The sequence below is a fragment of the Pseudomonas sp. NFR16 genome, from assembly GCF_900108875.1.
Taxonomy (GTDB): domain Bacteria; phylum Pseudomonadota; class Gammaproteobacteria; order Pseudomonadales; family Pseudomonadaceae; genus Aquipseudomonas.
On sequence record NZ_FNYJ01000001.1, the window covers coordinates 1,729,387 to 1,752,894 of the forward strand.

Genomic DNA, 23,508 nt, shown 5'->3' on the forward strand with positions numbered 1-23,508 from the left:
AGCCGGGAACAGATCTGTTGAACACCGCGGCCATTGCGGTGTGATACACGACGTCTTCCCGGCTGAAGCCGGTCCTACAGGATTGCGCGACACATGACGCCTTGCCTACAGGGATTGCGCGGCAGGGAGGGCCGCAGCGCAGCGACGGCGCGAAACAACCTCAAATCCCGCTGAACCAGTTATACCCCTGATCCTCCCAGTACCCGCCCGGATAATCGTTGGTCACGAAAATCTCGACGATGTGCTTCGGATTCTTGAACCCCAATTTGGTCGGCACCCTCACCCGCAGCGGATAACCGTAATCCGGCGGCAAAGCCACCTCGCCGAAATCCAGCGCCAGCAACGTCTGTGGATGCAATGCTGTCGGCATGTCCAGGCTCGAGTAATACCGGTCAGCGCACTTGAACCCGACGAACTTCGCCGTCGTGTCCGCGCCCACATGCTCAAGGAACGTTTTGAGCGGTACGCCGCCCCACTGCCCGATCGCGCTCCAGCCCTCTACGCAGATCAGTCGCGTGATGTCACTGCGCTGCGGCAATTTGCGCAAGCCATCCAGCGTCCATGGCGCCTTGTCCCGCACCAGCCCCGACACACCCAGCTTCCAGTCCGCCACGTCCAGATCCGGAATATCGTCTTCGGAATAGAACGCGTTGAACGGGAACGGGTTTCTGATCTGCTCCTTCTTGAACGTCGGCGCCAGTTTCTGCCCGCTGAACAGCCAGGCCTGCACCCGGTCATTCCAGCGCGACATAGCCCACAGGACTTTATCCACCTGATCGCCGTCCTGCAGGTTGCAACCGGTGAGCAGGGCCATGGCGCCGACCGTCAAGCCGCCTCGCAGAAAGTTGCGGCGCTGAATACTTTCCAGCTGGCTCAGCTGCGCAGGCTCCAGCCTGACGCGCTGGATGGCGCGTTTTTTCGGCTCAATCATGTTCGACCTTCCCGTTTTCAACTGGCCGTACGCCGCCGGTGATCATCGGCAGCAAGGTTTTCGGCACCATCAACACCAACGCCAGGTGCACCACGACGAATGCGCCAATCGCCGCCATCGCCGCGAAATGCACGAAGCGGGCGAAATCATAGCCACCGAATAACGCGGTCAATTCCTGCAGTTGAATCGGTTTCCAGATCGCCAGTCCCGACACCACGATCAACACACCCGCAGCCAGTACCAGCCAATACATCAGCCGCTGCACGGCGTTGTATACGCCCTTCTCGTGTTTGAGACGAAAGCGCAGGGCGTCGAGCAGATCGCGTTTGACTGCTTTCGGGGAGACGGGCAGAAAATCCCGTTTGAAGTGCCTGCTGAACAGGCTGTAAAGGACGTAGATCAGGCCATTGATCACCAACAGCCACATCACCGCGAAATGCCAGGCCAGTGCGCCGCCCAGCCAGCCGCCGACGGTGAAGTCCTTTGGAAAGGTAAAGCGGAACAACGGCGAGGCGTTGTAAATGCCCCACCCGCTCATGAACATGCAGACCATGCCGAAGGCGTTGATCCAGTGCGTCAGGCGAATGGGCCAAGGATGAATTCTGGTTTTTTTCATCTTGAAAGGCTCTTCATGGATGAATGTGGTGAGCCGAGCCCTGCAGGAGCGCGCTTGCCCGCGCTTGCTGTGTGTCCGAACCCTGTTTTCTCAGACAGACCGCAATCGCGAGCAAGCGCTCCTGCAATGGACGCGCAGCGGTGCGACAGGCACCCCGCGACCACGTTACATCGGTGGCTGGAAGCCGTCCTTGCCGACCGCTACACCACGGGCGGTCTTGCCGTCTTCACCCGGGAAAACCACGACCTTGGCGCCTTTGACCAACTGGTCGACCTTGCCCGCTTCAACGTAAGCGATCGGCACGTCTTGCGGCACGACCAGTTGCTTCTCGCCGCCTTTGTAGCCAACGCTCAGCGTGCGGCCGTTGGCCTTGCTCAGCTTGCCCACGGTGCCGTTGGTCATGGTGCCGGTGCTGCCATCGGCATTCTGCCAACCGTAGTGACCTTCGCCGCTGCCCTTCAGGCTAGCTTCGAACACGGTCACTTCCAGCGCTTTCAACGAACCGTCGGCTTGCGGGATGGCGGCAGACCCGATGAAGCTGTCAGGCTTGATCGATTCGATATCGGTCTTGGACACCAGCCGGATGCCGGTCTGGTCAGTCAGGCCGATGCTCTGGTGAGCGCCTGAGCGGGTGGTGAAGTTCAGGGTCTTGTTGTCGACACTGTCGACTGTCCCGCGCAGTGGCTTGACCACAGGCATGTCAGCGGCAGCGGCAATAACGGCGGCGCCAAGCATGAGCACGCCGAACGTGGTGGACAGAGCAGTCTTCATCTTCATGTGAACATTCCTTGAGGCAGTTTCGAGAGTCGTGCTGGAGGGTCATGACGTGTTGAACGAAGGCCATCCTGTACCCGCAACCGGCACACCACAATGACCGGGCGATGACATTTTTGTCATTCGCACGACGCCCCCATCACCGCTCGAATCAATGACAAAAATGTAATCGGCCGCGCCCGGCCAGTTGGTTACACTCCACATCCGACGCGGCATGCAGCCGGGTTGCAGGCCCCCGATCCGACATGCCATGCCGGTGACAGCGCCACGACGTGAAGCGAGCCCGACCGACGATGCACATTCTGCTTATCGAAGACGACACCAAAACCGGTGAGTACCTGAAGAAGGGGCTCAGCGAATCCGGCTACAAAGTGGACTGGACCCAGCACGGCACCGACGGCCTGCACATGGCGCTGGAGCACGCCTACGATCTGCTGGTGCTGGATGTGATGCTGCCGGGCATCGATGGCTGGCAGATCATCGAAATCCTGCGCGCCAGGCAAGACGTGCCCGTGCTGTTTCTCACCGCTCGCGATCAATTGCAGGACCGGATCCGCGGCCTGGAACTGGGGGCCGACGACTATCTGGTCAAACCGTTCTCCTTCACCGAACTGCTGCTGCGTATCCGAACGATTCTGCGTCGCGGCGTGGTGCGCGAGGCCGATCATTATCATCTGGCCGATCTTGAACTCGACCTGCTGCGCCGCAGGGTCACTCGCCAGCAGCAGGTCATCACCCTGACCAACAAGGAGTTCGCCTTGCTGCACCTGTTCGTGCGGCGGGAGGGCGACGTCCTCTCCCGGGCGCAGATCGCCTCGGAAGTCTGGGACATGAACTTCGACAGCGACACCAACGTGGTGGACGTCGCGATCAAACGCCTGCGCAGCAAGATCGACCTGCCCTACCCGGTCAAACTCATCCACACCGTGCGCGGCATCGGTTATGTCTGCGAGGTGCGGCCATGCGAGCCCGACGCCAGCCATCCCTGACCCTGCGTTCGACCCTGGCGTTTTCGGTGGTGGCCATGCTGGCCGTTGCCAGCGCCGGCATGTACCTGTACGAAACCATGAAAGATGCGGTGATGACCCGCACCGATCACGCCGTGCTGGCGCGGCTCGATCACTTCCGCAAACTGCTGCAATACGACCTGACGCTGGACAAGCTGCAAGGCAGCCCGCAGTTGTTCGAGAACATGCTCGACAGCGAGGATGACATTTTCATCATCACCGAGCCGGACAGGCCGCCGGTCATCATGGTCAATCCGCTGCATGCGCCGTTGCCGCCGACGCCGGTGGTCGCGGCCAATGCACCGTTGAGCGTCGCCGACATGCGCAGCGGCGAACTGGCGTCAGGCGTCCTCATGCGCGCGGCCACGGTGGAAGTGATGTCCAGCGGCAGACGCGTGCACCTCACCGCCGCTCACATCGCCGTGAAAGAGATGGCCACGCTGGCGAATTTCCGCAATCGTATTTTGTCTTCGGTTGCGCTGGCCTTCGTGCTCACCGCCGTGCTGGGTTATGTGCTGTTGCGCCGAGGCCTGCGGCCGCTACGCCGAATGGCCAGCCATGCTGCCGCGATCACGCCGGCCCGTCTGGAAAGCCGGATGGACAACCGCGACACGCCGGTGGAGCTGCAACAGTTGGGCGACGCCTACAACGCCATGCTGGACCGGCTGGCAGACGGTTATCAGCGCCTGACCCAGTTTTCCGCCGACCTGGCTCATGAGATCCGCACACCGGTCGGGTCGCTGATGGGGCACTGCCAGGTCGCCCTTCGCCAGCCGCGCACGGCGGATGAATACCAGGCGCTGCTGGCGTCGAATCTCGAAGAACTGGAACGCATTTCGCGGATGGTCGAAAGCATCCTGTTTCTGGCGCGGGCGGACGACGCACAAGCGGCGCTCAATCGTCAGACGCTGGACATGGCGCAAGAGCTGCAGCGTGTCTGCGGCTATTTCGAGGGCCTGGCTGAAGAACGGCAACTGATCGTCAATACCTGCGGCGATGCCCGCCTGAGTGCCGATCCGCTGCTGCTGCGCAGAGCGCTGAGCAATCTGCTGGCCAATGCCATTCGTTATGCCGACGAGGGCAGCGTGATCGACATCCGCGTCCTCGAGGGCGGCGGTGAATGTCGCATTGAAGTGGAAAATCAGGGGCCGGTGCTGAGCGAATCGACCCTGGGCAGATTGTTCGACCGTTTCTATCGGGGCGACGCCTCGCGTCACCAGAGCTCCGACTCCAACGGCCTGGGCCTGGCGATTGTCACCGCGATCATGCAGTTGCATGGTGGCGAGGTGAAGGTCAGTCAGCCGGAACACGGCAAAATCCGTTTTGCCCTGGTATTCCGGGCCTGAGCTCGCCGCTGTCTTCAAGCCTTCTTGTCGTGGGACACCGTCAGTTTGTAGAACGTCGCCGCGCCGCCTTCGGTGGCGTAGCCGGTGTTGTCCTGGGTGTAGACGCCAGCCTTGAAATACAGCTGTCTGGTGCTCCAGCTCGCGTCCAGCTTCGCGCTCCATTGCATGTCGTGGGCGTTGACGGTCAGCGAGCCCGTCGGCGTCAAGTGGATGGTGTAGGTGAAGCGCTCCTTGAGCAGCACGCCGGTCGCGATCTGGATCACCGCAGGCTCCGAGGTCGGCGTCAGACGGAACTTGGCGACGATGTTGCCCGTCTTGGTCTTCTCTTTGTACTGGTACTCGAGCTTGATCAGCGGCTCGGTACTGCCATAGCAATGAATCTGCCCGATGACGATCTTGCCCGACGACGGCACCTGATCGACGGTCAGCGCCGCCCGCAGGAAGTTGTCGGCCTGACCGTAAGTCCAGTTGTGCACAGCGCCGTTGGGGAAGGTTTCGCGCAGCTCGGTGCGTGGGTAGATGGCGTTGTCAGTCCTTGACCCGGTTACCGGTGCCCAGAAGAACAAAGTGTCTCCCGAACGGAAGTAACCATCCTTGTAACCCGAGACCAGTTTCGGCGTGTCGATGGTAGCGGCCGGAATGCCGACGGGTACAGAAAGATTCCAAATGGCGAGGTCGATCATGTGGCTCTCGTGGTGCGCTGGCGCACAGCAAAGGGATGTCTCTGGAACGGGGTTTTGAGCCCTGTTTCCTGTCGCCTTTGCTATCGGCTGAATCGGTTGTTCTTTAACCAGCCGAAACAGTCAAGAAACCGCCGAAATCGCCTAAAAAACGATCAATGCCACTCTCTCGCCATCATTTCGGCGCAGCCGATTTTTCATGCCGTTCGTCAGGCGTGGCGAAACTCGCCAGCGCCAAGCCATTTAAGTGGCGTCATTTTTTTGAATGAGCGGGATGGAATTTTTCAAAAAAAGTTCAAACAGATGCCTAAATGCCGACAGACGGTCGAAAAATTATCCCGGTAAAGCCTTCAAGTTCGGTTTTTCGACGATTGCTGTCTGACTCACCACCGCGCTCTTCGACCCATTTTTCAGTTGACGAAAACCTTTTGTTACCGGATATTAATAGTTAGCAACCTAATAATACAGAGACTAATCATTCACTGCCTAACCAAACCGTTTCGAACGAACCTACTCCAGTGGCACCTCCCATGACTCTAGATTCACTGCAAATGCACATCACCGGCGGCGTCGTTGCAGCCTCTCGCCAATGGCGCCGGGTCTGCCAGACCACGCTGATGAACTATGGCGTGTCCGAAGCCTGCGCCGGTCCGTTGCTGATGATCGCGCGGCTGGGTGAAGGTGTCAGGCAGGTGACGGTTGCCCAGGCGTGCGGTCTGGAAAGCCCTTCGCTGGTGCGTCTGCTCGACCAATTGGGCAAGGCCGGCCTGGTGCAACGCACCGAGGATCCGACCGACCGCCGCGCCAAATCCCTGAGCCTGACACCGGAAGGCCGCGCGCTGTCGGACGCCATCGAAAGCGAATTGATCCGCCTGCGCCGCGACGTGTTCGGCAGCGTCGAGCCGGCCGATCTGGAAGCCACCTTGCGCGTCTTCAAAGCCATTGCGATGGCAACCCCGATGGCCCCGGAGCTATCATCTTGAACGACCTGTTTAAAGGCTTTTTCACCGGCGTACCGCCTGCCCGCGACTGGTTTTACGGCATCCGCACCTTCGTCGCATCGATGCTTGCGCTGTACATCGCGCTTGTCTTCGAACTGCCGCGTCCTTACTGGGCGATGGCAACGGTGTACATCGTCTCCAGCCCATTCGTCGCGCCCACCAGCTCCAAGGCGTTGTACCGCGCCGCCGGCACCTTTCTCGGTGCGGCCGCGTCGGTGCTGATCGTGCCGCTGTTCGTGCAGACGCCCTTTCTGCTGGCACTTGTGATCGCGCTGTGGACGGGCACCCTGCTGTTCCTCTCGCTGCACCTGCGCACGGCCAACAGCTACGCGCTGATGCTGGCCGGTTACACCATGCCGCTGATCTCGTTTCCGGTGGTCGACAACCCTCAGGCGGTGTTCGACATCGCGGTATCGCGCACCGAAGAAATCCTTCTCGGCATTGTCTGCGCGGCAGTGGTGGGAGCGATGTTCTGGCCGCGCCGTCTGGCGCCGGTGCTGGTCGATTCCATCGGCAAGTGGTTCAAGGACGCCTCGACCTACAGCGACCTGTTTCTTTCACGCGGCGCCACGCCCGAAGCGGTGGGCGGCCTGCGCACATCCATGGTCGCGACGTTCAACAGCCTGGAACTGATGATCGGCCAGCTGCCGTATGAAGGTACTCACCGCCAGACGTTACGCAACGCCAAAGAGCTGCGCGGCCGGATGATCCACTTGCTGCCGGTGATCGACGCCCTCGACGATGCGCTCTGGGCACTGGAACGTCGCACCCCTGAACTGGTGGCTGGCCTCGCGCCCTTGCTGATCGAATGCCGCGACTGGGTGGAAAAAACCGTCGACGGTGCGCCCATCCACTACTGGCAGGCGCTGCACGATGAACTCGATCGGCTGCAACCTACCGCCGCTCAGCTCGACGATCGCCGTCAACTGCTGCTGTCCAACGCGCTCTACCGGCTGCGCGAGTGGATCGACCTGTGGCAGGACTGCCGCACGCTGCAACACGCCATCCGCACCGATGATCACACCCCCTGGCGCGCGGTGTACCGGCATTGGCGTCTGGGGCGCCTGTCGCCATTCCTGGATCGGGGCATGATGCTGTATTCGGTGGCCACCTCGGTCAGTGCCATTCTCGTCGCTTCGGTGCTGTGGATTTTGCTCGGCTGGCAGGATGGCGCGAGCGCGGTTGCGCTGGCGGCGGTGTCCTGCAGCTTCTTTGCGGCCATGGACGACCCGGCGCCGCAGATCTACCGCTTCTTCTTCTGGACGCTGATGTCGGTGATTTTCGCCAGCCTGTACCTGTTCGTGGTGCTGCCCAACCTGCATGATTTTCCGATGCTGGTGCTGGCGTTCGCGGTGCCGTTCATCTGTGTGGGCACGCTCACCGTACAGCCGAAGTTTTACCTCGGCACGCTGCTGACGATCGTCAACACCTCATCGTTCATCAGCATCCAAAGCGCCTACGACGCGGACTTCCTCAATTTCGTCAACTCCAACCTGGCCGGGCCGGTGGGACTCGCGTTTGCATTTGTCTGGACCCTGATTGTCAGGCCGTTCGGCACCGAGGTGGCGGCCAAGCGCCTGACCCGTTTCAGCTGGGGCGACATCGTTTCGCTCAGCGAGGAAGCCACCCTGGCCGAACACCGGCAGATGGGCGTGCGCATGCTGGACCGCCTGATGCAGCACCTGCCGCGTCTGGCGATAACGGCGCAGGACACCACTGTCGCCCTGCGCGAAGTGCGAGTGGCATTGAACATGCTCGACCTGCTGGCCTACATGCCTCGGGTCAACGCGGTGCCACGCCAGTTGCTGCGGCAGGTCGCCACCGAGGTCGGCGGCTATTTCCGGGCCTGCCTCAAGGCGCGCGAGCGTTTGCCGGCGCCCAAAGGTCTGTTGATGACGATGGACCGCGCCCGCCGCTCGCTGAGTTACGAATGGATGGGCGATGACGAGTCGCGTCTGCACCTGCTGCATGCGCTCAGCGGCCTGCGTCTGGCGCTGTTGCCGGGCGTGGAGATCGTCGACGTGCTCGCCGAGCAGGAAGAACAACCGCCGTATGGCATCGATGGAGCGCCACTGTGATCGGTGATCTGGATATCAGCGGGATTTTCCTGCCCACATTTCTGGTGCTGATGGGCATCGCATATGTGATTTTTCTGGTGGTTCACGCCTTGCTGTCGCGTGCCCACTTCTACCGCCTGGTCTGGCACCGGGCTTTGTTCAACGTCGGTCTATACGCTTTGCTGCTCGGCGTCGTGGATACCCTCAGTCGATACTTGATGAAATGAAAAAACCTCTGCTGACTCTGGGCCGCGTGGTCCTGACCCTGCTGGTCGTCATTCTCGCCGCCGTCGTCGTCTGGCGCATGGTGATGTATTACATGTACGCGCCCTGGACCCGGGACGGTCATATCCGGGCCGACGTGATCCAGATCGCGCCGGACGTGTCCGGGCTGATCGAAAAGGTCGCGGTCAGCGACAACCAGCCCGTGAAAAAAGGCCAGTTGCTGTTCACCATCGACCAGGACCGCTTCCGCCTGGCGCTGCGTCAGGCTCAGGCCACCGTGGCCGAGCGCAAGGAGACCTGGGAACAGGCGCAGCGCGAGAACAAGCGTAACCGTGGCCTGGGCAATCTGGTCGCGCGCGAGCAACTGGAAGAAAGCCAGTCTCGGGAAGCCCGAGCGCTGTCGGCGCTGAACGAGGCGCAAGTGGCGGTCGATGCAGCGCAGTTGAACCTGGATCGTTCGGTCATCCGCAGCCCCGTCGACGGTTACCTGAACGACCGCGCGCCACGCGACCGCGAGTTCGTCAGCGCAGGGCGTCCGGTGCTCTCGGTGGTGGACAGCAACTCGTTCCACATCGACGGCTATTTCGAAGAGACCAAGCTGGACGGGATTCACATCGGTTCCGGCGTCGACATCCGGGTGATCGGCGACAACGCCCGCCTGCGTGGTCACGTCGTGAGCATCGTCGCCGGTATCGAAGACCGCGACCGCAGCAGCGGCTCCAACCTTTTGCCCAACGTCAATCCGGCGTTCAGCTGGGTGCGTCTGGCGCAACGGATTCCGGTGCGCATTGCCTTCGATGAAGTGCCGGCAGATTTCCGCATGATTGCCGGGCGTACCGCCACCGTGTCAATCATCGATGCCGACGGCGACGCAGTGGGCGTCCGCAGCACTGACGCGCCAGCCAGTTCTCCCGCCGTCGGCCATGCGCCGTCCACCGATAATGGAGCGAGCAAATGAAACACAGCGCGCGCCTGCTGACAGCGGGCCTGGGCTTATTGCTGTCGGCCTGTACCGTGGTCGGTCCGGATTACCAGTTGCCCAAAGACGCGGCGGTCAATCGCGCCGATCTGCAGGGCGACCTGGCCGGCGAATCGGCGAATGTGGTGTCGGCGCCCGTGCCGGCCGACTGGTGGAAGTTGTACAACGACCCCCGACTCGACGCGCTGGTCAGTCAGGCGCTGGCGTCCAGTACCGATTTACGCGTGGCCGCGGCGAACCTGCAGCGGGCGCGCTATCAGACCAACGAAGCGCAGGAGGCCGGCGGTTTCACCAACTCCGCCAAGGCTGGCGCGCAACGCCTGCAGGAAGCCGGGCAAGCATTCCTGTTGCCCGAGAAGGTGCCGGTGGCGAACATCGGTGACGTGGGGCTGACCACCTCTTATCAGTTCGACCTGTTCGGCGTGCTGCAACGCGGTATCGAAGCCGCGCAAGCCAACACCGACGCGGCGCAGGCCGCTGCCGACACTGCGCGTATCACGCTGGTGGCCGATGTCGTGCGGTCGTACACGCAAATCTGCGCCGCCAACGAAGAACGCGATATCGCCCTGCAATCGCTGGATCTGCAGCAGCAGAGCGTCAACCTGACCCAGCGCCTGCGCGACGCCGGACGTGGCGATGAAACCCAGGTGACCCGCTCGCAGACCCAGTTCAAATCCCTGCGTGCCGAACTGCCGCGTTATCAGGCGGCGCGACAGGCTGGCCTGTATCGCCTGTCGATGCTGCTCGCGCGGCCGCTCGATCAACTGCCCAAAGGCGTTTCCGAGTGCGCAGAGCTGCCTCATATCGGGCAGGTCATGCCGGTCGGCGATGGCGCCGCTCTGCTCAAGCGTCGCCCTGATGTGCGTCAGGCCGAGCGCCGGCTGGCGATGTCCACGGCGGCCATCGGCGTGGCCACCGGCGAGTTGTACCCGGACATCAGCATCGGCGCGACGGTGGGCACCGTCGGTATTCTCGACGAACTGGGCGATCCATCGACCAACCGCTGGGGCTTTGGCGGCGTGATCAACTGGACCATTCCGTCCAACGGCGCCCGTGCGCGCATTCACATGGCCGAAGCGTCGAATCAGGCCGCGCTCGCGCATTTCGACGGCGTGGTGCTCAACGCCATTCGCGAAGCACAGACCGGTCTGTCGCAATACACCTCGCTGCTGGAACGCCGCGACGCGCTGGCCGAGGCGGAAGAGTCGGCGCGTCAGGCAGCGGATCAGACCCACCGTTTCTTCCTTGCCGGCCGTGAGTCCTTCCTCGCAGACTTGCAGGCAACGCGCACCTACACCGATGTCACCGCGCAACTGGCTGCGGCCAACACGCAGGTTGCCATGAGTCAGATCGACCTGTTCCTGGCCCTCGGCGGCGGATGGGAGAACACCCATAAATGATGTGTAACCCGTGACACTGGCCGCCAAACCCACCACAGGACCGGCTTTAGCCGGGAACGCGTCGGTCGTCGCACCGCAAGATCGGTGGCGTTCACACCAGCCTCTTCCCGGCTGAAACCGGTCCTACTGACAGACCGTGTGCCCCTTGTAGGACCGGCTTTAGCCGGGAATGCGTCGGTCGTCGTATCGCAAGATCGGTGGCGTTCACACCAGCCTCTTCCCGGCTGAAACCGGTCCTACTGACAGACCGTGTGCCCCTTGTAGGACCGGCTTTAGCCGGGAATGCGTCGGTCGTCACGTTCTTGAGATTGAACCCCTGCCCGCTTGCACTGCCTGAGTTCTCTATACACACGCAGTCATCATCGGCACGAGGCCTCCCATGCGCACGCTTCAACTGGCAGACAAAACCGTTCCCGTCATCGGTCAGGGCACCTGGCGAATGGGCGAAGATCGCCATCAGCGACAAGCCGAAGTGGAGGCCCTGCAAACCGGTATCGATCTGGGCCTGACGCTGATCGACACCGCCGAAATGTATGGCGAAGGCGGCGCCGAAGAAGTCGTCGGCCAGGCCATCGCCGGCAAGCGTGACCAGGTCGTGCTGGTGAGCAAGGTCTATCCCCACAACGCCAGTCGCAACGGCATCCCCGCCGCATGCGAACGCAGCCTGCAGCGCATGAAGACCGACTTCATCGATCTCTACTTGCTGCACTGGCCGGGCTCCTACCCGCTGGAAGAAACCGTCGAGGCGTTCGAACGTCTGCGTGAGGCAGGCAAGATCGGGCGCTGGGGCGTTTCCAACTTCGACGTCTCCGACCTGCTGGATCTGAACAACGCCGCCTGCGCGACCAATCAAGTGCTCTATAACCCGCAAGAACGAGGTATCGAATACGACCTGTTGCCATGGATGCAAAACGTCGCGATGCCGCTGATGGCTTACTGCCCGATCGGCCAGGCCGGGGATTTGCTGTCCAACCCGGCCATCCTCGAGGTCGCCGATCGCCATGACGCCACGCCCGCCCAGATCAGCCTGGCGTGGGTGTTGCGTCAGGACGGCGTCATTGCCATCCCGAAAGCCGTCGACCCGCTCCACCTTCGAATCAATGCCGAGGCGGCGCAGATCGACCTGAGCATTGAGGATGAGCTGCTGATCGACTCGTCCTGGCCGGCGCCGCTGCGCAAGACGCCGCTGTCGATGGTCTAGCAGCCACCTGTGAGAGCGTGGCCTGTCCCGCGATCGGCGGCGAACCCGTCGTTAATGGCTGCACCTGTTGCTGCCGGATACACCGCGGCGTGTGGGCTGCCGAGAACTTCGTCGCCGATCGCGGGACACGCCAAGCTCCCACGAACAGCCACAACCCCTTACAAACTGTCACAGAACTGTCAAAAACCCTTGCGATGATGCGGCTTTCGACCCTGCTGCCCGTTGGGCACTCCTCGTCTGTGAGCCCGCATGAATCCAAGCATTGCCCGTCATCAGGACTCTGACATTTTTGGTCTGCTGTATGGATTTCGTTTCAGACCGGACGAGCCCGGTCGCGAGATCGATTCGGCCACGGCGCTTGAGTTTTTGCACAATCCCAGCGAACCGGGCGAGTTCGTCTGGCTGCACTTGAACCTTGCTCACGCCAGCTGCGAACGCTGGTTGAAGACCCATCTGGAATTGCCGGATGAATTCCTCGAGGCGCTGCATGAGGGTTCGAGGTCGACCCGTATCGAACACGTCGACTCCGCCCTTCTGGCCGTGGTCAACGATGTGGTCTTCGATTTCAATCGCGTCTCCACCGACATCGCCACGTTGTGGGTGTGCGTGCGCAGCAACCTGATGATCTCCGCGCGGCACCACCCACTGCGTTCGGTGGACAGATTGCGATCGTCAGTCAAGCAAGGCGAAACCTTCCGCTCGCCCCTCGAGCTGCTGGCGCATCTGCTGCGCGATCAAAGCGAAGTGCTGGCGCAGTTCATGCGCAAAACCAGCATCAGCGTCGACAAGATCGAAGACCAATTACTCTCCCAGCGCTTGAGTAACAACCGCACCGAGCTGGGTGCCATGCGCCGCGTACTGGTGCGATTGCAGCGCCTGCTGGCCCTGGAACCTGGCTCACTGATGCGCCTGTTACACCGCCCGCCCAAATGGCTGATGGAAGAGGATTTGCAGGAATTGCGGCAATCCACCGAAGAATCGGCGCTGGTGATCAGCGACCTCACTGCCCTCGGCGAACGGATCAAATTGCTGCAAGAGGAAATCGCCGCCAACCTCAACGAGCAAAGCAGCCGTACGCTCTTTACCTTGACCGTCGTCACGGTGCTGGCGTTGCCCATCAATATCGTGGCTGGTTTCTTCGGGATGAATGTCGGGGGCATTCCCTTGGCGGGTGATCCCCACGGCTTCTGGGTACTCGTAGCGTTGGTTGCAACCTTTACGTTTATCGCCGGACGCTGGGCGTTTCGTAAGAGCCGTGATTATTGAAAGGATATCGTTGAAGAACCTGATCACCCGGCTTGAGAGACAGTTGGGTGACGACCCTGCCTCAATGGCGTTAGCCTGTTCCCCTACACCCATTGACCAGTGAGCCAAGGATCCTGGCAGTCATGGCGCTGGTAGCGTCCGACACCCCAATTGCCGGCGCTGGCCGTGTCCAGGAGTTGAATGATTGAGTGGCGTGAGACGAGATCACACTGACGCCCCGGCTCAGTTATGCAAGAGCCGGGAAGTCAGGTCATTCCTGAGCAGCCATAAGAGCTAACAGCCACATGGGTACTTTGTTGAGCTAATCCTTACTCGATTACGTACGTCTGACCCTTATGAGAGTATTTACCCCCTGCGGCCGACGCGTCAAACATCACGGTGACCGTGTCTCCTGAAGAGGCTTTGCCGTTAAATCTTTGCTTATTAGACAGGTAGGTTTGCCAAAGTTTGTCCTCGGGGATAAAGGTCATTGACTTCACAGGGCCTGAACAGGTCTCGCCGGCATCATTGACAAGCCAAAAATAATAATTATGAAGATCGTTATAGCGCCCGTACATAATCATCTCGATCGGTTGCTTCAGCGAAATCTTCTCACCCGTTTTCGTACCAGTTAAGTGAGGCCAATCCATACGCGGCCGTTTATCATCTGCGCTCATCATCGTATTCCTTGATCTGTAGTTAATTTCAGAGATTAGAGTCAAGCGTTCAGCTTACCCAGGCGTATCGTTGGTCATATGCACCTCTTCTGTCCTCCAGGGACGGTCGACCTCTCACTGTGAGATAACGGTTAAAGCGAAAACGAAGATCATTAACGACTGTTCAAGGGATTGCAGTACATCGGCGCGGGCGTCGCGCTGTACGCTCTGTTTTATGTTGAACTGAACAGTAGTTCCGTATTATCGGTCATTCACGGCCGACCCCCCAGGCAACACAGCATCCGGATCGAAGGCAGCGAGGTGAGGAAAATCAGAAGCCTCCAGCCATGTATCTTTCTAACGTCCATGCAAGCAGTCCATTGCATATAAAAATAAGATGACCCCATAGTTTCTACAGTAGTGGCAACGTTAATTAACCGCCTCCGATAATGGGACAGGATCGACAAACGGTTATATTCTTTCGCGATAGATACAATAGCGATTAATCAACATCGATCTCCCAACTTGCATCACGCGCCCAGACCAATACGTCCAAAAAAATCGGACAGGCCGCTGCCGCCGCCGAGCATTTCGTGATCCACGTCGCATCTTTGTCACATTTTGAAATGATCATAGGTGCCATCCCATCTCGACAGGATCGCAAATCATGGCAACCCCGACACTGGCCCAAGGCTCTCTGCAGCAGGGCGCCGGACTGAGTTCTACCTTCGGGCGCAAGCCCGGCGTTCTGACGGTGGTAATTTTCTTCGCCATACTCGGCCTGGGTTTGCTTTACACCGGCTTCAGTCTCAAGCAGGACATGGACGAGCTGGGCACCGTGGTCCTGACCTGGACACCCTTCATCCTGCTCGGCGTGGCGTTGGTCATCGCGCTGGGCTTCGAATTCGTCAACGGCTTCCATGACACCGCCAACGCGGTCGCGACGGTGATTTACACCCATTCGCTGCCGCCGAACTTTGCGGTGCTCTGGTCCGGGACCTTCAACTTTCTCGGGGTGTTGTTCTCAAGCGGCGCGGTGGCGTTCGGCATCATCGCCCTGCTGCCGGTGGAGCTGATCCTGCAGGTCGGCTCGTCAGCGGGCTACGCGATGATCTTCGCCCTGTTGATCGCAGCGATCCTGTGGAACCTCGGCACCTGGTGGCTGGGCCTGCCGGCGTCCTCGTCGCACACACTGATCGGCTCGATCATTGGCGTGGGCGTTGCCAACGCGCTGATGCACGGCCGCGACGGGACCAGCGGCGTGGACTGGAGCCAGGCCACCAAGATCGGCTATTCGCTGCTGCTATCGCCGCTGGTCGGCTTCACCTGCGCCGCGTTGCTGCTGCTGGCCTTGCGCGCGTTCGTGAAGAACCGGGCGCTGTATAAAGCACCGGAAGGCGCCACGCCGCCACCGCTGTGGATCCGCGGACTGCTGATTCTCACCTGCACCGGCGTGTCCTTCGCCCACGGCTCCAACGACGGCCAGAAAGGCATGGGCCTGATCATGCTGATTCTCGTCGGCACGCTGCCGATGGCTTACGCCCTGAACCGTGCGATGCCGGCCGATGAGTCCGTGCAGTTCGCGGCAGTGGCGCAGGTGACTCAGCAGGCGCTGATCAAAACCGCGCCGCTGCCCGCTCCGGCCGACTCACGCCAGACGTTGTCCACCTACATCCGCGACAAGCAGGCGACGCCCGAGCTGATTCCGGCGCTGGCGGTCATGGCGGGCAAGATCGGCGATCAGGTCGCCAGCTACGGCTCGCTGTCCAAGGTCCCGGCAGAAGCGACTGCCAACGTGCGCAACGACATGTACCTGACCTCCGAGGCCATCCGCGTGATGGACAAGAACAAGGTCGGCAACTTCGACGCCGATACTCAAGGGAAGGTGCAGCTGTTCAAGCAGCAGATCGACAACGCCACCCGCTTCATTCCGCTGTGGGTGAAAATTTCGGTCGCCATCGCGCTGGGTCTGGGCACCATGGTGGGCTGGAAACGCATCGTCGTGACCGTCGGCGAGAAGATCGGCAAGACCCACATGACCTACGCACAAGGCGCATCGGCAGAAGTCGTGGCGATGCTCACGATCGGCGCGGCGGACATGTACGGGCTGCCGGTATCGACGACTCATGTGCTGTCCTCCGGCGTGGCGGGCAGCATGACTGCCAACGGCTCCGGGCTGCAGATGCGCACGCTGCGCAATCTGGCGATGGCCTGGGTGCTGACGCTGCCGGCGGCGATCCTGCTGTCAGGCGGTCTGTACTGGTTCTTTACGCAGATTTTCTGACGGTCAGCGTTTCCCTACTCTCCTTCACGGGCGCTTCGGCGCCTGTTTTTTTGCGCGTAAAGTCTGGGTGTCCAGACTGCTCATCTGGCGCGGAACCCTTGTAGGAGCGCGCTTGCCCGCGAAGAGGTGCGTCAGACGACGCTGCGCTCACGGGTAAATCGCATTCGCGGGCTAGCGTGCTCCCACAGAATTCTTCGCCACCCATGCGCGCGCGTCTGCCCTCTCAGAAGCAAACAAACGGGGCATATCTCCATCGGTTATAAAAATATGGAATTCAGTTCTTTTACGGAATAAATCGAAGCCTTTATAACGGGTGCACTCGTCACAAGCCACCGATTCTGCTCGAAGGATTTCTCATGGATGTTTTCTGGTTTCTACCGACACACGGCGACGGCCATTTTCTGGGCACCACCAAAGGTGCGCGTCCTGTCACGCTCAACTACCTGAAACAGGTCGCGCAAGCGGCTGACGATCTGGGTTACCACGGCGTGCTGATCCCGACCGGTCGCTCCTGCGAAGACTCCTGGGTGATCGCCTCGGCGTTGGTGCCGCTGACCGAACGTCTGCGGTATCTGGTGGCGATCCGCCCGGGGATCATTTCCCCGACCGTATCGGCGCGCATGGCGGCGACACTGGACCGTCTGTCGGGCGGCCGCCTTCTGATCAACGTGGTGACCGGTGGCGACCCTGACGAAAATCGCGGCGACGGCAGCTTCCTCGATCACAGCGAACGCTACGAAGTCACCGACGAGTTTCTCAAGATCTGGCGCCGCGTCCTGCAAGGCGAAGCGGTAGACTTCGAGGGCAAGCACCTGAAAGTGCAGAACGCCAAGGCGCTGTACCCGCCGATCCAGAAACCCTATCCGCCGCTGTATTTCGGTGGCTCGTCGCAAGCCGCCCATGAGCTCGCCGCCGAACAGGTCGACGTGTACCTGACTTGGGGCGAGCCGCCTGCGGCCGTTGCCGAGAAACTGGCTGACATCCGCGAGCGCGCGGCGCGAAACGGTCGCACCGTCAAATTCGGCATCCGTCTGCACGTGATCGTGCGCGAAACCAGCGAAGAGGCCTGGAAAGCGGCCGACACGCTGATCGAGCACATCAGCGACGAGACCATCGCGGCGGCGCAGAAATCCTTCGCCCGCTTCGACTCTGAAGGCCAGCGCCGCATGGCCGCGCTGCATGACGGTCGGCGCGACAACCTGGAGATTGCCCCGAACCTGTGGGCCGGTGTCGGCTTGGTGCGCGGCGGTGCGGGCACGGCGCTGGTGGGTAATCCGCAGGAAGTGGCCGAACGGATCAAGGAATACGCCGATCTGGGCATCGAAAGCTTCATTTTCTCGGGCTATCCGCACCTGGAGGAGGCCTACCGCTTTGCCGAGCTGGTCTTCCCGTTGCTGCCCGAGCCGTATCGCAGCCTCGCCGGTCGCGGCATTACCAATCTGACCGGCCCGTTCGGCGAGATGATCGCCAACGATTTGCCGCCGCAGAAGTAAGCGACACCGCCGCCCCGTTGCAGGGGTGAGCGTGCTCGCGCCAGCGATCTGAATGCACCCGTGCACCCAGTGACCATCGCTGACGCGAGCAGGCTCACCCCTGCAGGACAGCCCCGTTAGCCGGGCGAAAGCATGACGCTCGGGCCACAGGCATCGCCTCGGCGACAAGGAGTTCCCGGATGACCGCCAGCGTACCGTTTCAACCACAAGTGATCCCCATGCAGCTACTGACCTTACCGCCCTCGCCCGCCCTGGCTACGTCGATCCGCGCCACCGCGCAGGTGTTCGAAGACCCCAGATCCCAGGCGCTGCTGTCGCACATTCAGCAAGTGGCACCCAGCGACGCGAGCGTGCTGATCATCGGCGAAACCGGCACGGGCAAGGAGTTGGTCGCGCGCCACATCCACAACCTCAGCAGCCGCAAGCATCAACCTTTCGTGGCCGTGAACTGCGGTGCGTTTTCCGAATCGCTGGTAGAGGCCGAACTGTTCGGGCACGAGAAAGGCGCCTTCACCGGCGCATTGACCGCCAAGGCCGGCTGGTTCGAGGAAGCCAACGGCGGCACGCTGTTTCTCGATGAAATCGGCGATCTGCCGCTGGCCATTCAGGTCAAGCTGCTGCGCGTCCTGCAAGAGCGTGAAGTGGTTCGCCTGGGTTCGCGCAAAAGCACGCCGATCAACGTCCGCGTGCTGGCAGCGACTAACGTGCAACTGGAACGCGCGATCAACGCCGGACACTTTCGAGAGGACCTGTTTTATCGCCTGAACGTGGTGAACCTGCAGCTGAGCACCTTGCGTGAACGGCCTGGCGACATCATGCCGCTGAGTCGGCATTTCATTGAGGTCTACAGCCAGCGTCTGGGCTGCGGGCCGATCCAGATCAGCCCGGATGCCGAGCACAAACTGCGCAGCTATGGTTGGCCGGGGAACATTCGCGAGCTGGAAAACGTCATTCATCACACGCTGCTGATCTGCCGCAATGGCGTGATTCAGGCCGATGATCTGCGTCTGTCCAACCTGCGTCTGGAGCGTCAGGAAGAATCATCTCCAGCAGTCGACGATTCAACCGAAGCACTCCTTGCCCTCGCGTTTCAGAAGCTGTTCGAGGAGCAGGCCGGCGCCCTGCACGAGAAGGTCGAAGACGCGCTGCTGCGTGCGGCCTATCGTTTCAGCCATTACAACCAGGTTCATACCGCGCAGTTGCTGGGCCTGAGCCGCAACGTCATCCGCGCGCGGCTGATCAAGATCGGCGAACTGGCCGTGAACAAACGCCGCCCCGGCGAACAGTTGCAGGGCGACCGGATGATGCAACTGTCGGTCTGATGCCAGCTGCGCGACACAGCGCCCATGCGCCCTCAACGTCGGCCAGCTATTGGCACGCAGCCGTGCGTCTGCCGGATCAGGATTGAAGGTTTTGCGGGCTTACCAGCGTGCCTGCCAGTGTGCGATCGGCCAGTGACAATTTCATTTGCTGCATGGCCTGATTGAGTTCGTTGGTCGCCTGGATGAGCGAGTTGGTCATGGCCATGATTTCCATCTGCAATTGACGGATCTTGCCTTCCCGGGCGCGGGGCGAAAGTGAGCGGTCGTTCATGAAGGCCTGCATGTCGTGCATGCGTTTGGCGATACGCTCCTGCATCGAGCGAATCAGCTTGAGCTGCTCCTTGATCCGGTCAGGCAGATGGCTGGCGTCGATGTCGGCGTTTTTGTCACCTGATTTCGCCGCCTTCTGTGCCTCGGGCGACAACAGCACCTCAATGCCCCGCCGCACCTGCTCGGCGGCGCTGTCGGTGTCCGGAACGTCCTCGAGGCTTTGCTGGGGCTGGGCGACAGTCTGCTGCACCAGCGCCGCACCTTCGGCGGGATTTCTGAAACTCAAGCTCAACATGAATGCATGCCTCCATAGCCCTGATGTAATCGCTTCGGTCCCTGCCGCTGTTACACGGTTTTATCGCTTCGATCACGGGCTGTCGGCTCGTTCGGACAGCGCTTTAGAGCAGACACGGCGATTTGTGTCGGAGTCGACACAAATCGCGAAACGGCTCGAGGTCGTCGCGCGAAGGAATGCGCAACTCGCTCATCGCCAGCGGGTTGCGCATCCTTGCCGCCAGCGTCAGGCCTGAAGGGCCACCAGACGCGCGGCCAGCGCCTTGGCTTGCAACGCGACGTCGGTCACGGCAGTGCTTTCCCACCACATGCCACGTAACGGCGGGCCCATGGCGAACAGCTGCGCAGAGACCTGGCCCTGAGCGTCCAGTACGGCGCCGCCCGGATCGGCGGCGATGCCCAATGCCAGCGGGCCGGGCTGGATCAGGCCGCGCTCAAGCAGCCGCTGCGGCAAGGCGCGATCCACCCGGCGCCAGTCGTACTGGATGCCCGTTGAGTTGATCAGGGTCGCGCCGCTCTCGACGCGCGACGCTGGCTCGCCGCGATAACGCACGCGAATCTGCACCTGCCCCGGCGGCGCCTCCTCGACCCCCTGCAGCGTGGCGGCATGCACGCGCAGACGCCCCGTTTGCAGCAGCCGCTCGATCAGCTTTGCACTGGGCGGCGGAGAACGGTGGTGATGACTTTCCCACCAAGGCCGGACATGGCGTACGAACTGACGCCGCTGAACGTCAGTCGCCTGACTCCAGAGCCGGGGAATATGCACCCGCACCGTGTCGAGCGGTGCTTGCCAGTCAATGCCTTGTTCGATCGCCAGTCGGCACTGCTCGCGCAGCGCCCGAACCAGCTGCCGAGTGCTGCGAAGACTGTGATCGGCCGCCAGAAAGTCCGGCCACGCCGGAGGCTGGCGGCGCACATGAGGCAGCAAGCCATGGCGGGAGAACACGTCGATCGGGCCTCGATGCCCGGCTTGCTCCAGGGAAACCACGGCATCGACCATCGTCAGTCCGGAACCGATGATCAGCACTCGCCCCTGCCGGTCAAGTTGCGTCATGGCGGCAACGTCCCAGGGATCGACCGCGGCCGCGTTCAACGCGTTGGAGTCGCGCTGTGGCGTGCGTGCGGCGGCGAACATGCCGGTTGCCAGCACCGCGAAGCGAGCGCTCACGGCGCGGCCGTCCGCGAGGGTCGCACGCACGCCGGACTCATCGCTCTGCAGGTCCGTCACCTCGCCACGCACATGCGCGACGCAGGAACCAGACGCAGCACCGATCGCCTGCGCCTCGGCCAGACGCTGCTGCACGTAAAGGCCAAAGATCCCGCGCGGCGGGAACAGCTCCGCGATGGGCACATGCTGCTCATCGGACTCGGGCCAGCCGCCCGCCGCAATGTAGTCACCCAGCCATTGCGTCAGGTCCTCGGCGTTATCGGGGTCGACGCTCATGCGCGCCGCGTTGCCGTTCAGGGTGTGTCCCAGCTCCGTGGCACTGTAGGCCTCGCCACGCCCTAGCTCGCTGCGCGATTCCACGATCACGATTCGGCGCTGCCCCGGCAGACGCAACAGTTGTACAGCCAGCAGGGTGCCGCTCAGGCCGCCGCCGACGATGAGCACATCTGCGGGGGATCGGCTGTTATCAGAGGTCATTGCTTCTCGCCTTGTTTTCGCCACAGTGGCACGCACGCCTGATTATGGCCAGCGTGCGGATGGATTCAAACCGGACCCGCTCAGGTCCGTTGCGGTATGAAGGATGCAGAGCACGACCCATGCCGGGATCAAGGCAGGGTTGCCTGTATGAAACACGCGCAATCTGTTGATGGGCTGTTGCTGGAGCAGCAGCGCAGAGCCAGTTGGAGCGATAGTGGCGCGGCGTATCGCCGTCTACAGCACCACGTTTCTGACAAAACGCAGCCTGGCGTCGCCTTCGTTGCGATAAGCGTGCGGCTGGTTGCTGGCAAACATGAAGAACTCCCCTGCCGACACGAGGCGTGACGTATCGGGCAATACGACGGTCAGGCAGCCCTCGATCACATAGACCTGTTCACTCCAGCCTTCAGGGTCGGCTTCGGAGCGATAAGTTTCGCCCGGCATCAGGCTGAACTCCCACAACTCGACCTCCCGGCGCGCGACGGCTTTGGCCAGCAGCACGGCAGTGCTCTCGGGATGCGCTCCCGCCCAGGCAACTTCGTTGATCCGGCTGGGATCGCGGCCGTCCGGGGCCTGAATCAAATCGCTGAACGCCACATCCAGCGCTTCGGCGACACGGTCAAGCGTCGCCAGACTGACGTTTTTCTCGCCCGCCTCGATGGCGACAAGCATGCGCCGGCTGACACCGGAGCGCTCGGCGAGCGCGGTCTGGCTGAGGTCCGCTGCATGCCGCAAGCGCCGCACGTTAAGGCTGACGTGCTGCAGCACCGACGCTCGTTGCGAATGTTCCTTCTGCACTTTGATGTCCACTCCCGGCTTTGAGCACTGCCGCCTGATTGATCGTGGAAAAAACGACTGCCTGGGCCACGCCGCCCGGCGGGCTTATGCCAGCGACACACTGGCGGCCCTTGGAGCCTCGGTCAACTGGCGCGCTTGATGTCCAGCCGGCGCAAGTGACACGTCACCTCTTCGCGGTCGTGATACAGCTGTTTGCAGCCGATCGACACTCTGACCCCGCGTGCTTTGAAGCCTTCTTCGATACGCTCGAGCAAGCGCCGGACTTCGGCATAGCGCTGCTTCATCGGCAACTTCAGGTTGACCACCGCTTCGCGGCACAGGCCTTCGCCCAGCCAGGTTTCCAGCAAGGCAGCATTGCGCGCGGGCTTTTCGACAATGTCGCAGACCATCCAGTCCACCGGCTGGCGTGGTTTGTAGGTAAAGCCGTCAGCCATCAGGTGCTGGACCAGACCGGTGTCCATCAGGCTCTCGGCCATCGGGCCATTGTCGATCGCGGTCACCAGCATCCCCCGCCGGACCAGTTGATACGTCCAGCCGCCGGGCGCTGCGCCCAGATCCACGCCGGTCATGTCGCCCGACAGACGCTCGTCCCACTGATCGCGCGGGATGAAATGGTGCCAGGCCTCCTCAAGCTTCAGGGTCGACCGGCTGGGCGCCTCGCGGGGAAACTTCAGCCGCGGAATGCCCATTGGCCACATGGCGGAATTAGCGGCATCGGCCAGCCCCAGAAACACTTCCCGGCCGCTTTTGAAGGTCAGCAACAGACGCGGCAGGCTGGCGTTATCCACCAGCTTGCCGGCCTTTTCCAGGGCTTTGCGCAACGGGCCTTCGAATTTTCGGCAAAAGGTCGACAGTTCCTTGCCGTCGTTGGTGTCGACCACTTCCAGCCAGAGGCTGCCGCAGGTCGCGAATTCAGACATATGCTCGAGGATGACACTGATACGGTCGGTCTCCGGCAGGTCGAGGAACACGCCCCGGGCCCACTGCCGTGGAAAAATCAGGTCGGTGAAGCGCACACCGTTCATCAAGCGCTCCGCACCGTCGGGCTCGGTGCAGACGAACTCGGCGCAGGCCGCGTTGGGCTTGGCCCTGGCATAGCCGGACACTGCCAGACGCGCGGCATGCTCGCTGATCTCCGAGCAGACTTCGCCTTCGAAACCGGGGCGGCAATGCATAAACAGGGTATTCACCGAATCTTCTCCACAGGACGCTCATCGACACCTCGACGCAAGGCATCGGCACGGCGCACCGGCCAGACTGCCAACGCACCCTATACTCGAGGAT

At 61.6% G+C, this 23,508-nt stretch carries 21 protein-coding genes; 12 read left to right on the top strand and 9 right to left on the bottom strand.

Going from position 1 to position 23,508, the window contains the following annotated elements:
* Nucleotides 1–160 precede the first annotated feature (160 nt).
* From BMZ10_RS07680 to BMZ10_RS07690, 3 genes are all read right to left on the bottom strand, one after another.
* On the bottom strand, nucleotides 161–931 hold the full coding sequence (locus BMZ10_RS07680) for a molybdopterin-dependent oxidoreductase (RefSeq protein ID WP_093459390.1): 771 nt from the start codon (nucleotides 929–931) through the stop codon (nucleotides 161–163).
* A complete protein-coding gene (locus BMZ10_RS07685; protein WP_093459391.1) occupies nucleotides 924–1,547 on the bottom strand; it encodes a cytochrome b/b6 domain-containing protein in 624 nt (207 codons plus the stop codon). The genes BMZ10_RS07680 and BMZ10_RS07685 overlap by 8 nt, the downstream gene beginning before the upstream one ends.
* A 165-nt stretch (nucleotides 1,548–1,712) precedes the next feature.
* Nucleotides 1,713–2,318 carry a hypothetical protein gene (locus BMZ10_RS07690; protein ID WP_093460142.1) on the bottom strand — a complete coding sequence of 202 codons (606 nt, stop codon included), beginning with the start codon at nucleotides 2,316–2,318 and terminating at the stop codon, nucleotides 1,713–1,715.
* A 296-nt stretch (nucleotides 2,319–2,614) separates the two neighbouring features.
* Between BMZ10_RS07690 and BMZ10_RS07695 the strand changes: the two genes are divergently transcribed.
* The gene (locus BMZ10_RS07695; protein WP_093459392.1) at nucleotides 2,615–3,310 is read left to right on the top strand and encodes a heavy metal response regulator transcription factor; all 696 of its coding nucleotides are present in this window, start codon (nucleotides 2,615–2,617) and stop codon (nucleotides 3,308–3,310) included.
* A complete protein-coding gene (locus BMZ10_RS07700) occupies nucleotides 3,283–4,674 on the top strand; it encodes a heavy metal sensor histidine kinase (RefSeq protein WP_093459393.1) in 1,392 nt (463 codons plus the stop codon). The genes BMZ10_RS07695 and BMZ10_RS07700 overlap by 28 nt, the downstream gene beginning before the upstream one ends.
* 14 nt (nucleotides 4,675–4,688) lie before the next feature.
* Here the strand turns inward: BMZ10_RS07700 and BMZ10_RS07705 are convergent, their stop codons facing one another.
* Nucleotides 4,689–5,357, bottom strand: coding sequence for a polysaccharide lyase family 7 protein (locus BMZ10_RS07705; RefSeq protein ID WP_093459394.1), 669 nt, complete (start codon nucleotides 5,355–5,357; stop codon nucleotides 4,689–4,691).
* A gap of 527 nt (nucleotides 5,358–5,884) precedes the next feature.
* On the opposite strand from BMZ10_RS07705, the gene BMZ10_RS07710 reads away from it, so the two are divergent.
* The 7 genes from BMZ10_RS07710 (at nucleotide 5,885) to BMZ10_RS07740 (ending at nucleotide 13,483) form a co-directional block, all read left to right on the top strand.
* Nucleotides 5,885–6,337, top strand: coding sequence for a MarR family winged helix-turn-helix transcriptional regulator (locus BMZ10_RS07710; RefSeq protein WP_093459395.1), 453 nt, complete (start codon nucleotides 5,885–5,887; stop codon nucleotides 6,335–6,337).
* Between the two features lie 5 nt (nucleotides 6,338–6,342).
* Nucleotides 6,343–8,433, top strand: a complete 2,091-nt coding sequence (locus BMZ10_RS07715) for an FUSC family protein (RefSeq protein WP_093460145.1) — start codon at nucleotides 6,343–6,345, stop codon at nucleotides 8,431–8,433.
* The gene (locus BMZ10_RS07720; protein WP_093459396.1) at nucleotides 8,430–8,639 is read left to right on the top strand and encodes a DUF1656 domain-containing protein; all 210 of its coding nucleotides are present in this window, start codon (nucleotides 8,430–8,432) and stop codon (nucleotides 8,637–8,639) included. Before BMZ10_RS07715 ends, BMZ10_RS07720 begins: the two co-directional genes overlap by 4 nt.
* On the top strand, nucleotides 8,636–9,595 hold the full coding sequence (locus BMZ10_RS07725; protein WP_256214398.1) for an efflux RND transporter periplasmic adaptor subunit: 960 nt from the start codon (nucleotides 8,636–8,638) through the stop codon (nucleotides 9,593–9,595). Before BMZ10_RS07720 ends, BMZ10_RS07725 begins: the two co-directional genes overlap by 4 nt.
* Entirely contained in the window at nucleotides 9,592–11,016 is a 1,425-nt protein-coding gene (locus BMZ10_RS07730) for an efflux transporter outer membrane subunit (protein ID WP_093459397.1), read from the top strand. Before BMZ10_RS07725 ends, BMZ10_RS07730 begins: the two co-directional genes overlap by 4 nt.
* Nucleotides 11,017–11,395: 379 nt before the next feature.
* Nucleotides 11,396–12,217: an aldo/keto reductase gene (locus BMZ10_RS07735; RefSeq protein WP_093459398.1), complete on the top strand. Its 822-nt coding sequence runs from the start codon at nucleotides 11,396–11,398 to the stop codon at nucleotides 12,215–12,217.
* 249 nt (nucleotides 12,218–12,466) lie between these two features.
* Complete coding sequence (locus BMZ10_RS07740) at nucleotides 12,467–13,483, top strand: transporter (RefSeq protein WP_093459399.1); 1,017 nt, start codon at nucleotides 12,467–12,469, stop codon at nucleotides 13,481–13,483.
* Nucleotides 13,484–13,791: 308 nt separating this feature from the next.
* Here BMZ10_RS07740 and BMZ10_RS07745 read toward each other — a convergent pair whose 3' ends face one another.
* Nucleotides 13,792–14,139 (bottom strand): hypothetical protein, encoded by a 348-nt coding sequence (locus tag BMZ10_RS07745; protein ID WP_093459400.1) that lies wholly within the window; start codon nucleotides 14,137–14,139, stop codon nucleotides 13,792–13,794.
* 646 nt (nucleotides 14,140–14,785) lie between these two features.
* On the opposite strand from BMZ10_RS07745, the gene BMZ10_RS07750 reads away from it, so the two are divergent.
* From BMZ10_RS07750 to BMZ10_RS07760, 3 genes are all read left to right on the top strand, one after another.
* A complete protein-coding gene (locus tag BMZ10_RS07750; protein WP_093459401.1) occupies nucleotides 14,786–16,402 on the top strand; it encodes an inorganic phosphate transporter in 1,617 nt (538 codons plus the stop codon).
* Nucleotides 16,403–16,758: 356 nt separating this feature from the next.
* On the top strand, nucleotides 16,759–17,895 hold the full coding sequence (gene ssuD / locus BMZ10_RS07755) for an FMNH2-dependent alkanesulfonate monooxygenase (protein WP_093459402.1): 1,137 nt from the start codon (nucleotides 16,759–16,761) through the stop codon (nucleotides 17,893–17,895).
* A 218-nt stretch (nucleotides 17,896–18,113) separates the two neighbouring features.
* Nucleotides 18,114–19,217 (top strand): sigma-54 interaction domain-containing protein, encoded by a 1,104-nt coding sequence (locus tag BMZ10_RS07760; RefSeq protein ID WP_177182085.1) that lies wholly within the window; start codon nucleotides 18,114–18,116, stop codon nucleotides 19,215–19,217.
* Between the two features lie 76 nt (nucleotides 19,218–19,293).
* Here the strand turns inward: BMZ10_RS07760 and BMZ10_RS07765 are convergent, their stop codons facing one another.
* From BMZ10_RS07765 to rlmM, 4 genes are all read right to left on the bottom strand, one after another.
* Nucleotides 19,294–19,782 (bottom strand): hypothetical protein, encoded by a 489-nt coding sequence (locus tag BMZ10_RS07765; RefSeq protein WP_093459403.1) that lies wholly within the window; start codon nucleotides 19,780–19,782, stop codon nucleotides 19,294–19,296.
* Between the two features lie 225 nt (nucleotides 19,783–20,007).
* Entirely contained in the window at nucleotides 20,008–21,426 is a 1,419-nt protein-coding gene (locus BMZ10_RS07770) for an FAD/NAD(P)-binding protein (protein ID WP_093459404.1), read from the bottom strand.
* Nucleotides 21,427–21,660: 234 nt separating this feature from the next.
* Nucleotides 21,661–22,224: a helix-turn-helix domain-containing protein gene (locus BMZ10_RS07775; RefSeq protein WP_093460151.1), complete on the bottom strand. Its 564-nt coding sequence runs from the start codon at nucleotides 22,222–22,224 to the stop codon at nucleotides 21,661–21,663.
* 122 nt (nucleotides 22,225–22,346) lie between these two features.
* A complete protein-coding gene (gene rlmM, locus BMZ10_RS07780; RefSeq protein ID WP_093459405.1) occupies nucleotides 22,347–23,414 on the bottom strand; it encodes a 23S rRNA (cytidine(2498)-2'-O)-methyltransferase RlmM in 1,068 nt (355 codons plus the stop codon).
* Nucleotides 23,415–23,508 lie beyond the last annotated feature (94 nt).

What these genes read in the sequence shown, in the direction of transcription:
- BMZ10_RS07685 (WP_093459391.1), bottom strand. Translation starts at nt 1,547, where the DNA reads ATGAAAAAAACCAGAATTCATCCTTGGCCCATTCGCCTGACGCACTGG.
- ssuD (WP_093459402.1), top strand. Translation starts at nt 16,759, where the DNA reads ATGGATGTTTTCTGGTTTCTACCGACACACGGCGACGGCCATTTTCTG.
- BMZ10_RS07710 (WP_093459395.1), top strand. Translation starts at nt 5,885, where the DNA reads ATGACTCTAGATTCACTGCAAATGCACATCACCGGCGGCGTCGTTGCA.
- BMZ10_RS07745 (WP_093459400.1), bottom strand. Translation starts at nt 14,139, where the DNA reads ATGAGCGCAGATGATAAACGGCCGCGTATGGATTGGCCTCACTTAACT.
- BMZ10_RS07740 (WP_093459399.1), top strand. Translation starts at nt 12,467, where the DNA reads ATGAATCCAAGCATTGCCCGTCATCAGGACTCTGACATTTTTGGTCTG.
- BMZ10_RS07705 (WP_093459394.1), bottom strand. Translation starts at nt 5,357, where the DNA reads ATGATCGACCTCGCCATTTGGAATCTTTCTGTACCCGTCGGCATTCCG.
- BMZ10_RS07760 (WP_177182085.1), top strand. Translation starts at nt 18,114, where the DNA reads ATGCAGCTACTGACCTTACCGCCCTCGCCCGCCCTGGCTACGTCGATC.
- BMZ10_RS07735 (WP_093459398.1), top strand. Translation starts at nt 11,396, where the DNA reads ATGCGCACGCTTCAACTGGCAGACAAAACCGTTCCCGTCATCGGTCAG.
- BMZ10_RS07765 (WP_093459403.1), bottom strand. Translation starts at nt 19,782, where the DNA reads ATGTTGAGCTTGAGTTTCAGAAATCCCGCCGAAGGTGCGGCGCTGGTG.
- BMZ10_RS07730 (WP_093459397.1), top strand. Translation starts at nt 9,592, where the DNA reads ATGAAACACAGCGCGCGCCTGCTGACAGCGGGCCTGGGCTTATTGCTG.
- BMZ10_RS07725 (WP_256214398.1), top strand. Translation starts at nt 8,636, where the DNA reads ATGAAAAAACCTCTGCTGACTCTGGGCCGCGTGGTCCTGACCCTGCTG.
- BMZ10_RS07770 (WP_093459404.1), bottom strand. Translation starts at nt 21,426, where the DNA reads ATGACCTCTGATAACAGCCGATCCCCCGCAGATGTGCTCATCGTCGGC.
- BMZ10_RS07700 (WP_093459393.1), top strand. Translation starts at nt 3,283, where the DNA reads ATGCGAGCCCGACGCCAGCCATCCCTGACCCTGCGTTCGACCCTGGCG.
- BMZ10_RS07690 (WP_093460142.1), bottom strand. Translation starts at nt 2,318, where the DNA reads ATGAAGACTGCTCTGTCCACCACGTTCGGCGTGCTCATGCTTGGCGCC.
- BMZ10_RS07750 (WP_093459401.1), top strand. Translation starts at nt 14,786, where the DNA reads ATGGCAACCCCGACACTGGCCCAAGGCTCTCTGCAGCAGGGCGCCGGA.
- BMZ10_RS07680 (WP_093459390.1), bottom strand. Translation starts at nt 931, where the DNA reads ATGATTGAGCCGAAAAAACGCGCCATCCAGCGCGTCAGGCTGGAGCCT.
- BMZ10_RS07695 (WP_093459392.1), top strand. Translation starts at nt 2,615, where the DNA reads ATGCACATTCTGCTTATCGAAGACGACACCAAAACCGGTGAGTACCTG.